The sequence below is a fragment of the Mesorhizobium sp. M4B.F.Ca.ET.017.02.2.1 genome (assembly GCF_003998955.1).
Lineage (GTDB): Bacteria > Pseudomonadota > Alphaproteobacteria > Rhizobiales > Rhizobiaceae > Mesorhizobium > Mesorhizobium abyssinicae.
On the sequence record NZ_RZOF01000206.1, the window covers coordinates 1 to 11,295 of the forward strand.

Here is an 11,295-nt window from a genome sequence, read left to right on the forward strand (position 1 = left end):
CGACACGCCGCCGGCCGCCACAGCTGAGGCGCAAACCGCCGCCGTCGACATCAGAAACGACCGACGCGATACATCCTTCCTACTTCCAATAGGCATTGCAGATCCTCCCAAACGCCCGCCAGAAAAATCATGCACCGTTGCGGGCCGACGACGATGCTAGCTTCGCGGACAGGGCCGTTGCGGACCCTGCATTGATTCAACCAATCACGCCATATCTTGCCCGGGCCGCGCGGAAATCAGTCCACGCCGGTGCAATCCCGAAACAACACGAACAGACATGTGACTGGGCCTCCCAACTCCCCCGATTTCAGCCGAGGTCGCTTGCCTCTGCATGAACATCGTTATTCTCACAAAGTCAAATGTTCATATCAGCGGGGCGTTGTCAATACGCTCTCGACGGACTTCCGCGCATCTTGGCGAGGCTAGCGCCGGCTAGGGATTGCATGCGGGAGTGGCGCAATTCGACGTGCTGTCATCCGCCTTCGCCCTCACCGATGGCCGCGCCAATGCAACGCCTCCCGATCCGTCCAGACCGGGCCGGTGAGCAGGGCCTTGCCGGTCACGTCCAGACCGGGGGCGATGGCCGCCCCGCAGGCGCGTTGGTGTGACTATTCGAACGAGTAGGTGAACCCGTCCGCGGAAGCGCCGACGGTCACTTTCGTCATCTTGGCGCCTTCCAGCGAACGGTTCAGGACGCCACGGCTCAGTTCCGGCAGCAGCGTGTTGGTCAGGATGGCGTCGATCATCCGTCCGCCGGATTCGATCTCGGTGCAGCGCGCCTTGACCAGATCCATGACGCCCTCGCCGATCACCAGCTCGGCATCGTTGGTCGCCCGCAGCCGGCGCGCGATCTTGCCGAACTGGTGCCGGGCGATCGCCTCGATCATCGAGTCCGAGAGCGGGTAGTAGGGGATGGTGACGACACGGCCGAGGAAGGCCGCCGGAAAGACTTTGAGCAGCGGGCCGCGCAACGCGGTATCGAGATCATCGATCCCGGTCCGCACGGTGCCGTTCTTCGTACGGTCCATGATGACCTCGGAGCCGACATTCGAGGTGAGCAGGATCAGCGAGTTCTTGAAATCAATCCGCCGGCCCTCGCTGTCGTCCATCATCCCCTTGTCGAAGACCTGGAAGAAGATCTCGTGCACGTCCGGATGCGCCTTCTCGACTTCGTCGAGCAGGATCACCGAATAGGGTTTCCGGCGCACCGCCTCGGTCAGGATGCCGCCCTTGCCGTAACCGACATAGCCGGGAGGAGCGCCCTTCAGGGTGGAGACCGTATGCGCTTCCTGGAATTCGGACATGTTGATGGAAATGAGGTTCTGTTCGCCGCCATAGAGCGTCTCGGCGAGCGCCAGCGCGGTTTCGGTCTTCCCGACGCCCGAGGGACCGCAAAGCAGGAACACGCCCACCGGCTTTTCCGGCGCGCCGAGCCCGGCGCGGCTGGTCTGCACGCGTCTGGCGATCATCTCCATCGCGTGATCCTGGCCGACCACGCGTTCGGCAAGCGTGGCGGCGAGCTTGAGCGCCTTCTCGGTCTGGCTGGACAGCATCCGTCCCGTCGGGATGCCGGTCCAGTCCTGCACCACGGCGGCGACCGCGTTGCGGTCGACGGATGGCAGGATCAGCGGCGTCTCGCCCTGCGCCGCGGCAAGTTCCGCCATCAATTCGCGCAGTCGTGCCAGGTCGGCGGCGGAATCCGGTGGCGAGGCGACGACCTCGGCAACGGGCGCCTCGACCTTGGCTGCCTTCGTTTTCTCGGCCTTCGTCTTCGAGGTCTTGGCTTCCGCGGCTTTCGCCTCCGACGCCTTGGCCTCGAGCACCTTCTTCTCGGGCGCCTCTGCTCCCGTCGCGGCAGCCGTTTCGTCGCCGGCAGCACCCTCGGCGTCGACCGGATCGAGCGGCACGCCCTCGCCGCGCAGCCGTGCGCGCAGCTCTAGGATCTCGGCCACCAGCGCCTTTTCCCGGTCCCAGCGTGCCTGGGCGGCGGACAAAGCGGCTTCGGTTTCGGCCAGGCCGGCCTCGACCTTGGCCTGCCGGTCGGCCACCTCGATGCCGATTGCCGCCTCGCGGCCGATGATGCCGCGCTCGACTTCGAGCGCCTGGCGGCGACGCAATATGTCCTCGACCTCGGCCGGCGTGGCATGCTGCGAAACGGCGACGCGGGCGCAGGCGGTGTCGAGCAGGCTGACCGCCTTGTCCGGCAGTTGCCGCGCCGGAATGTAGCGATGCGACAAGGCAACCGCCGCCTCGATCGCCTCGTCCAGGATCTGCACCTTGTGGTGCTGTTCCAGGACGCCGGCGACGCCGCGCAGCATCAGCACGGCCACGACTTCCGACGGCTCATCGATCTTGACCACCTGGAAGCGACGGGTCAGCGCCGGATCTTTCTCGATATGCTGCTTGTATTCGGCCCAGGTCGTGGCCGCGATGGTGCGAAGCTCGCCGCGTGCCAGGGCAGGCTTCAAGAGGTTTGCGGCATCGCCGGTTCCGGCGGCACCGCCGGCGCCGATCAGCGTGTGCGCCTCGTCGATGAACAGGATGATCGGCGTCTCGGAGGCCTGGACCTCGTCGATCACCGCCTTCAGCCGCTTCTCGAACTCGCCCTTGACGCTGGCACCGGCCTGCATCAGCCCGACGTCGAGCATGCGCACGCTGACATTCTGCAGCGTTGGCGGCACGTCGCCTTGTGCAATGCGGAGCGCAAAACCCTCGACCACCGCGGTCTTGCCGACCCCGGCCTCGCCGGTCAGGATCGGGTTGTTCTGCCGGCGCCGCATCAGGATGTCGACGATCTGCCGGATCTCGGGATCGCGGCCGACGACCGGATCGATCTTGCCGTCGTGGGCGCGCTGCGTCAGGTCGGTGGCATATTTCGCCAGCGCCGAATCCCCGCCGGGGCCGCGTTTTACCGGCGTCTCCGTGGCTGGGGTGGCCGGGGCAGCGCCGGCCTCCAGCGAACCTTCCATGACATCGGCGAAGCGGGAAGTGACGCCGTCCGCATCGATCCGGTCGAATTCGGCGCTGATCTTCGAGACCAGCCCCTCCAGCACCGGCGTCTTCAGGCAGGCAAGCAGGATATGGGAGCTGCGCACCTCTTCCACGCCGAACTCCAGTGTCGCCAGGTTCCAGCCTTCCTGGATGGCGTGGAAGATGTGGTCGGAGAATTCCTCCACCGAGGTGGCGCCGTAGGGCAGCTTGTCGATGGCACGGGTCATGTCCGCCGTCAGCCGGCTGGCGTCCAGCCCGGCATCGGCGACGATCATCTGTACGTCCGAGCGCTCCGACAGCACCAGTTGCTGAATGAAATGGACCAGTTCGACATAGGGATTGCCGCGCAGCTTGGCCGTGTCGGCCGCGGCCTTGAAGGCACGCACCCCCGTGGCATTGAGCTTGGCGACCAGTTCCTTGCGCTTGAAGCTCTGCGATGACCGGCGCTGTTCCATCGAACGTGCTCCCGAAATCAGCCAGCCGATACCCTGCCATAGAAGCAGCAGGTTGACAAAGCATGTGATGGATGACGCGCCTCGATCCCCGATTCGGTCGGCATCTTCCGTTTTAAGGAAAGCCCAGCATCCCCAAGCAAACAAACACGAAATTGCCCCTGCCTATGCGACGCATTTCACATACGGCGCCGGACAATCACGCCATGGGTTTCGACGACAGAACGGCCGCGTTTAGCTTCCGTTAGTTTTTGAGCAGTCCTTGAATTGTGATAAAGTGACGCAGTGTGATAACCTCACGTCACGCAAGGTCTAAAGGCCGCTCCTGGGGGTTGGTGTGATTGATCTCGCACTCTGGCTGAATCCTCTCGACGGTGAGAATCCGTCAGGTGAGGATTTGCGCAACGACCCGGCTTTTCATGAGCTGGAGCGCCTGACCGAACAGCAGACCAAAGTCGAGTATGACGAGCGCAACAAGCCGTCCGCGGAAGCGATCATCCCGATCGACTGGCCCGCCGTGCTTGCCAAGACCGAGGAATTGCGTCCGCGCGGCCGGGATCTGCGCCTTCTCGTCATCGTCACGCGTGCCCTGGCCAATGAATACCGGCTGGCCGGACTGGCCGAGGGCCTGAGCCTGATTGCGCAGACGTTCGACGCCCACTGGGAAACCCTGCACCCGGCGCTGCGATCCGCTGCGACGCCGCGCGACGCCGCCTTGCGTCGTATAAATGCCCTGCTCGACCTCCAGAACGGCCAGGACGGCCTGCTGGCTAACCTGCGGCAGATGATCTTTTTCGCGCCGCGCCCGATCGGGCCGATCAGCGGCCGCGACCTTGAACAAGGCGCTCTCGACGAGCGCGTCATGCTCCAGGAGGCGGCATCCGGGCTGAATGCGACCGAAAAGGCAGCGCTTGCAAGTGCCCACAGCCAGTTGCTGAACCGGGTGCGCAGCGGATGCGCGGCGCAGATCGATCAGGCCGGCGCCGAGATGACCTCGCTTCTGGCCGACGCCCGCGCGGCGATCGCCGCTCTCGATGCGGTCGAGACGGCGCTCAACGCCCGCATCGAAGGCAACGGCCCTGCCGTCCCGGACTTGAAACGGTTCCTGCAGCGTTTGCTGACCACGCTGGAAAGGAATTCGGCCGGCGCCACGGTGGCGAATGGCGCGGCCAAAGCATCTCCCTCACCTGCGGAACCGGCAGTGCCTGCTCGAAACGGTCATGGAGCCGATACGATGGCAAGTGTGGCAAGCTACGCGGAACAGAGCACCGGGCTGCCCGACCGGATTTCCTCGCGCGACGACGTCGTCAAATGCCTCGACCTGGTCGTCGCTTTCTATGACCGCACCGAGCCGTCCAGCCCGATCCCGCATCTCGCCCGCCGTGTGCGCCGCATGGTGCACATGGATTTTGTTGAACTGATGGAAGATCTCGCCCCGTCGGGACTGAAGGAATTCCGGCTTCTGGCCGGCGTTCCCGATGCCAAGAAGACGGCCCAGAAGGATGAAAGGTAGCAACACATGCCAGCCGAAAGCAAAGCGAAGGTCATCGAACGAAATCGCGCGCCGCGGGTGCAGATCGCCTACGACGTCGAAACCTACGGCAGCCCGACGACGATAGAACTGCCGTTCGTCATGGGCGTGATGGCCGACCTTTCCGGCGCTTCGCAGACCAGGGAGGCTTCAAAGTCGCTGCTGGACCGCGCCTTCGTCGAGACCGACGCCAACCGCTTCCCCAAGTTCATGGAGGCGATGGGGCCACGCGTGAAGGCGCGGGTGAAGAACACGCTGCCGCAAGCAGAAGGCGCCGAGAAGGACGAGGAACTGGCGCTTGATCTCACCTTCACCAAGATGGGTGATTTCGCGCCGGACAAGATCGCCGAGCAGGTCCCGCAACTGGCCGAGATCCTCAAGATGCGTCGCCAGCTCGAGGAGCTGCTCGGCTTCATGGATGGCCGTGTCGACGCGGAGAAGCGCATCGCCCAGCTTCTGAACAACGAGCCGCTTCTGAGCAAGATCGCCAGCCAGGCAATATCTGACGACGACAAGGTTGGGGAATAAGTCATGGCCGAACAGCAAAAGACCGCAGCCGTCACCGCCGAGGCGGAAGCCATCGACCTCGGAGAGTTCAGCGGGCTCCTCGAGAAGGATTTCAAGGTCAAGAAGGACGACAGCGAGAAGCTGCAGCAGTTGGTCCGCAATCTCGCGCTGGCGGCACAGTCCCGCTCCGAGACCACCACCATCTCGTCCAATGCGATCAAGTCGATCAAGTCGCTGATCGCCGGCATCGACAAGATGCTGACCACGCAGGTCAACGAGATCCTGCACGCGCCGGAAGTGCGCGAGATGGAAGGCACATGGCGCGGCCTCTGGTATCTCATCAACAACACCGAGACCGATGCCAAGCACCTCAAGATCCGGGTGATGAACATCTCCAAGGAGCAGTTGGCCGACACGCTCGAGGATTTTGAAGGCCAGATGTGGGATCAGAGCCCGATATTCAAGAAGGTCTATACGGACGAGTATTCGATGCTGGGCGGCGAGCCGATCGGTTGCATCGTCGGCGCTTACGAATTCTCCAACCATCCGCGCGATGTCGGCCTGTTGCGCAACATCTCGGGCATCTGCGCCTCTGCGCATACGCCGTTCATCGCGGCCGCCTCGCCGCGCCTGTTCCGTATGGACAGCTGGCAGGAGCTGCCCAACCCGCAAGACCTGCAGATGATCGTCAACAACCCTGCCTACGCCTCGTGGCAGTCGCTGCGCGAGAGCGAGGATGCGCGCTACATCGGCCTGACCATGCCGCGCGTGCTGGCCCGGCTGCCTTACGGCACCGAGACCGTCCCGGTGAAGGGCTTCACCTTCGAGGAGGAGGTTGAGGGCGACCACAACAAATATGTCTGGATGAACGCCGCCTTCCCGATGGGCGTCAACATCAACCGCAGCCACAAGCTCTATGGCTGGGGCACGCAGATCCGCGGCGTCGAGAATGGCGGCACCGTGCTCAACCTGCCGGTGCATGCCTTCCCGACCGACGATGGGTCGATCGCGATGAAGTGCCCGACGGAAGTCGCCATCGACGACCGCCGCGAGGCTGAACTGGCCAAGCTCGGCCTGATGCCCATCCTGCACCGGAAGAACACCGACCTCGCGGCCTTCATCGGCGCCCATTCGCTGCAGGACGACGAGACGCGTGCCGGGCGACTGGTCGATCCCGACGCGCAGTCGAACGAACGCCTGAGCGCCAATCTGCCTTACCTGTTCCCGGTGTCGCGCTTCGCGCATTACCTCAAGGCCATCGCGCGCGACAAGATCGGGTCGTTCAAGGAACGCTCGGACATGCAGATCTGGCTGACCGAGTGGATCAACCGCTACGTGCTGGCCAACCCGGCCTTCGCCGACGACAAGGCGCGCGCAAAGCGTCCGCTTGCCGCGGCCGAGGTCCAGGTGGACAGCGTGGAGGGCCGGCCGGGCTACTACAACGCCCGCTTCTATCTGCGCCCGCATTACCAGTTGGAGGGCATCAACGCTTCGCTCCGGCTGGTGTCAGAACTCCCGTCAGTGAAGGGTTGAACTAAAGCAATGTGATCTTGTTTCGTTTTGAGAGCGGTGGAGAAAGACAATGCCTGTGAAGATCGATGGATTCCTGAAAGTTCCGGATATCAAGGGTCCGAGCGTGCGAGACGGCCACGAGGACGAGATCGAAATCCATGGCGTCGACTACAAGATGGTCGCGCCATACGATCCGAATTCGCTCTCGCGCCGCGGTCGTGTGGCCTTGGGGATGATCAAGTTCACCAAGCACTATGACAAGTCCTCGCCCTATCTGAAGAAGGCGCTGTTCGAGAACAAGGCTCTCGACGAGGTGGTGTTTTCCGCGCGTCGGACCATCGACGGCGAGACCAGCGACTATCTGGTCGTCACGCTCACCGACGCCTCCATTATGGAATACGACATGCAGCAGGCCGAGGACGAAGCCGACCTGATCGAGGAGGAAGTCAGCTTCGCCTATAAGAAGATCAAATTCGTCTACGACAAGGACGACGAAATCGAAATGGATGTCTATGTCGGCAAGTGAGGTCCGGCGGCCCGGCGCGAACAAGCCGCGGCTTGCCGGCAGCTCGCGAGCGACGCGCGAGGCGGTCCAGCCCTCTCTCTGGGACCGCCTCGTCAACGACCTGCCCGGGCTGACCTCCGAGATAGACGGGCTGCGCCAGCTCCTGCAGGACGAGCTTGGCGCGGACCGCCTGGAGACATTTCTTGCCGGTAGCGCGCGGGCCATCGACGCCGATGCTGAGCTGACGCCTGACCAGAAGCGGCGCCTGCACCGTTTGACCTTCCAGACCCAGCATCGCGCCGAGATCGAGAGCCGCGGCGTGGTGGTGTCGGCGCGCGTGCTGAGGGAGGCCGTGCGGCGCGACATCGAGGCCCTGTTCAACACCGAGCGCTTCGAATCCGTTCCGCTGTTTTCCGATCTCGAGCGCGAGCAGGCGTTGGACGATCCGCCGTCGCTGGCGGATTTTCCGGAAGTCCGCCGAAGCGTGGTCAACTACGGCGTGCCTTCCTTCTCCGGGCGTTCATCGCGCGACTTCGACCGCGACGTGCTGGCGCGCGAGATCCGCGCGGTGCTCGCCACGTTCGAGCCACGCCTGAAGGAAAGCGCCACCACGGTCACCGTCACTCTTGGCGACAAAAGCGTGGGTCTGAAGATCGAGATAGACGCGGTGCTGATCATGACGCCGACGCCGGAGCGGCTGCGCCTTCGCACCACGATCAATCTCGACAACGGCCTGGCGCGGACCGAATTCGGGGAAAGCTGAGATGGATCGGGTCTTCGTAGAATATTACGAGGAGGAACTGACCCATATCCGCGGGCTGGCAGCGGAATTCGCCGACATGCATCCGGCGATCGCCCGCAACCTTTCTCTCGATACGGTGCCGTGCCCTGACCCCTATGTCGAGCGCCTGCTCGACGGTGTGGCCTTCCTCGCCGCGCGCACCCGGCTGAAAGTCGATGCCGAGCGCTCCCGCTTCACCCGCGCCGTGCTCGACGTCCTCTATCCCGATCTGGTCACACCGGCGCCGGCGACCGCGATGGCGGTGCTGAAACCCGGCCAGCAAGTCCAGTCGATGATTGCGGGGCATGTCGTCAAGCGCAACACCAGGCTGGTTTCCAGCCTGCAGCCCGGCCTGTCGACACGCTGCACCTACACCACCGCGCAAGAGATCACGCTGTGGCCGATCGCGGTCAGTTCCGTCAGCTATTTCCAGGATCGCAGCGGACTGGCGGCGGCCGGTATCCCGCCGATCGGCGGCGTGGCCGGCGAAGCTGCGCTGCGCGTGGCATTCACCCGGACCGGCAAAGGCAAATTGAACGAACTCGCGCTCGATCGGCTTGATCTCTATTTGGCCGGCCGCGCCAAGGCGCCGCTGATTTTCGACGCCATTTTCGGAGCCTGCTCGGCGGTTGGCGCACGGGCCGAAGGCAAGACCAATCCGATATCGCCGCTGCCGGAGCCCGAAATGGTCGGTATCGGCGACGACGAAGCCTTGATGCCCCGTACCCGCCCGACATTCGAAGGCTACCGCCTGCTGCGCGAATATTTCATGATGCCCGAACGCTTCCACTATGTGCGGGTGTCCGGCCTGCAGCCCGTCATGCGCAAATGCGACGGCGGGCTCGAGATCATTTTCATGTTCCGGCGCCCGGTGCCCGAGCTTGCCGACCTCACGCCCGCCGATTTCGAACTCTTCGTCACCCCGATCATCAATCTCTTCGAGCGCGAGTGCAACGTCGTCGAGCTCGACCCCCGCAGGACGCGGCAAGTGCTGCATGCCGACCGCACGCGCGCGCGCGACTTCGAGATCTACCGGGTCACTCGCGTCGAGGACGCCGAGAGCGAAGGCAGCGACGCCGAAATACCCGAGCTCTTCAGCCTCGGGCAAAACCGCGGCAGCGGCTGGGTCTATTCCACCGAGCGCCGCCCGCGCCGGGCGACCGAGGATGAGCGGCGCGATGGCCTGACCCGCACCTCCTACACCGGGGACGATGTCTTCCTGGCGATCTCCCGTCCGGTCACAAGCCCGGCGAACCGGGCCATAAGGCGGCTCGACGTGATGGCGCTTTGCACCAATCGCGACCTGCCGATCCTCGACGACACCCCAACGCTGACGCTGGAGACGGCCGATCCGGTCGAGGCGGTCAGGCTCATCGGCGCGCTGCGGCCGCCGCAGCCGGCGATCCCCGCCGCGTTGCCCGCGGGCGCCGAAGGTGAATCGAGGGCCGACAATCTCGCCTGGCGGCTCGTCGCCCAGCTCGGGCTCAACTTTCTCAGCCTCGCCAAGGAGGGTCGCGGCATCGATCCGCTCCATGCCTTGCTCGACCTCTATGCCGACCGGGGCGATCCGGGCCTTGCCCGCAACGTGCATTCGATCGTTCGCATCGACTCGCGCCCGGTCATCGAACGGCTGCAGATCGACGGACCGATGTGCTTCGGCAGAGGCACGGAAGTGACCTTGCATGTGGACCAGTCCGTGCTTGCGGGGCAAAGCACGCTGCTGCTTTCGGCCTTGCTTGCGCGGCTGTTTGCCCGCCACGCCGGGATAAACGGCTTTGTGCGGACCCGTACACGGCTGCTGCAGAAGCAGGAGGATGTGCCATGGCCGATGACGCCCGGCAATCGCTACCTGATCTAGACAAGGTCGGACCGGACCGGACCGAAGATTTGTCTCAGTCGTTCGACTTCTTCGAGCTGCTGCGCCGGCTTGAACGCAGGGGTTGCCTGTTCGGCTATTCCGGCCGCTTGGAACGCGAGCCGGCAAGGCTCGGTCAGCATGTGCGCCTGAGCTTTTCGGCCAGGGACGTAGTGGACTTCCAGGAAGCAGCCGACAACGCGCCGGCGCGGGTCACGGTTGCCAATCTTGGCCTGATGGGACCCGAAGGCCCGCTGCCGCTGCATCTGACCCGCTGGGTGCTTGATCGCCTGTCGCAGCGCTGGTTCACCGGCGCCGATGCCAGGCAGACCAGCGACACCACCTTTGTCGACTTCGCCAACATTCTACAGCATCGCATGATTGCGCTCTACTACCGGGCCTGGGCGGATGCCCACCCGGCGGTACAGGTCGAACGGGCCGTCGGCGGCCGGGTTCGCGCAATGCTGGAAGCGATGGCCGGCATTGGCCTTCCCGGCACCCAGAATCCCGAGCTCGACACCGTCAGGCTGCGCCAGGCCGCTTCGCTGGCCAGCCAGGTCGACGGCCCCGAGCGGCTCACCCTGTTCCTGGCCGAAGCCTTCAAGGTGCCGGTGCAGGTCAAGGAGTTCATTGCTGCCTGGATACCGCTGCCGGCCGCGCTGCAGAGCAGGCTTGCCAAGGCCTACGCGGTCCTCGGCCGCGGGGCGACGATCGGCCCGCGCGTTTTCAGCCGCCAGAGCCGGATCGAGCTGCGCGTTGGTCCGCTCGGCCTGGAGGATTTCAAATCTTTCCTGCCGGGCGGCCAGCGCCTGGCGCTGTTCAAGCAGGCGGTTCGCGAGATGCTCGGAGAAGCGCTCGACGTCGACCTACGCATCGTGCTCGCGCGCGAGGCCGTGCCGCCGCCGCGCATCGGAACCGTGCAGCTTGCCCGCACTGCCTGGCTTGCGCGGCCCGCCGAAAGGGGGGATGCTGACGATCTGCGGCTGCGCACGATCGTCGGATGGCGGCCGGAGATAGCGGGGGTCGCGGCATGAGTCTGCTGCTTACGCTGGAGCAAGGGCCACGCACCCAGGCGGTAAGGCAGACCCGGCTGGACGAGGGTGAGCTGGTGATCGGCCGCAGCGCCGACGCCGGCTGGCAGATCGACGATCCGGACATGTT

Annotated in this window: 8 protein-coding genes and 1 pseudogene; 8 read left to right on the forward strand and 1 reads right to left on the reverse strand. The window is 64.5% G+C overall.

Annotated elements, in window-relative coordinates:
* Positions 1–608: 608 nt before the first annotated feature.
* Entirely contained in the window at positions 609–3,446 is a 2,838-nt protein-coding gene (locus EN738_RS22035) for an ATP-dependent Clp protease ATP-binding subunit (protein WP_127285561.1), read from the reverse strand.
* Positions 3,447–3,780: 334 nt separating this feature from the next.
* On the opposite strand from EN738_RS22035, the gene tssA reads away from it, so the two are divergent.
* The 8 genes and pseudogenes from tssA to EN738_RS36395 form a co-directional block, all read left to right on the forward strand.
* On the forward strand, positions 3,781–4,956 hold the full coding sequence (gene tssA / locus EN738_RS22040) for a type VI secretion system protein TssA (RefSeq protein ID WP_127285562.1): 1,176 nt from the start codon (positions 3,781–3,783) through the stop codon (positions 4,954–4,956).
* A gap of 6 nt (positions 4,957–4,962) precedes the next feature.
* On the forward strand, positions 4,963–5,502 hold the full coding sequence (tssB, locus tag EN738_RS22045; RefSeq protein WP_127285563.1) for a type VI secretion system contractile sheath small subunit: 540 nt from the start codon (positions 4,963–4,965) through the stop codon (positions 5,500–5,502).
* Between the two features lie 3 nt (positions 5,503–5,505).
* The gene (tssC, locus tag EN738_RS22050) at positions 5,506–7,014 is read left to right on the forward strand and encodes a type VI secretion system contractile sheath large subunit (protein ID WP_127285564.1); all 1,509 of its coding nucleotides are present in this window, start codon (positions 5,506–5,508) and stop codon (positions 7,012–7,014) included.
* A gap of 49 nt (positions 7,015–7,063) precedes the next feature.
* Positions 7,064–7,519, forward strand: coding sequence for an Hcp family type VI secretion system effector (locus EN738_RS22055; RefSeq protein WP_127285565.1), 456 nt, complete (start codon positions 7,064–7,066; stop codon positions 7,517–7,519).
* Positions 7,506–8,261 (forward strand): type VI secretion system baseplate subunit TssE, encoded by a 756-nt coding sequence (tssE, locus tag EN738_RS22060; RefSeq protein WP_127285566.1) that lies wholly within the window; start codon positions 7,506–7,508, stop codon positions 8,259–8,261. Before EN738_RS22055 ends, tssE begins: the two co-directional genes overlap by 14 nt.
* A 1-nt stretch (position 8,262) precedes the next feature.
* Entirely contained in the window at positions 8,263–10,137 is a 1,875-nt protein-coding gene (tssF, locus tag EN738_RS22065) for a type VI secretion system baseplate subunit TssF (protein ID WP_127285567.1), read from the forward strand.
* Positions 10,101–11,168: a type VI secretion system baseplate subunit TssG gene (gene tssG / locus EN738_RS22070; RefSeq protein ID WP_127285568.1), complete on the forward strand. Its 1,068-nt coding sequence runs from the start codon at positions 10,101–10,103 to the stop codon at positions 11,166–11,168. The genes tssF and tssG overlap by 37 nt, the downstream gene beginning before the upstream one ends.
* Positions 11,165–11,295: pseudogene (locus EN738_RS36395) on the forward strand (type VI secretion system-associated FHA domain protein TagH); the annotation flags it as partial. The gene tssG and the pseudogene EN738_RS36395, both read left to right, overlap by 4 nt.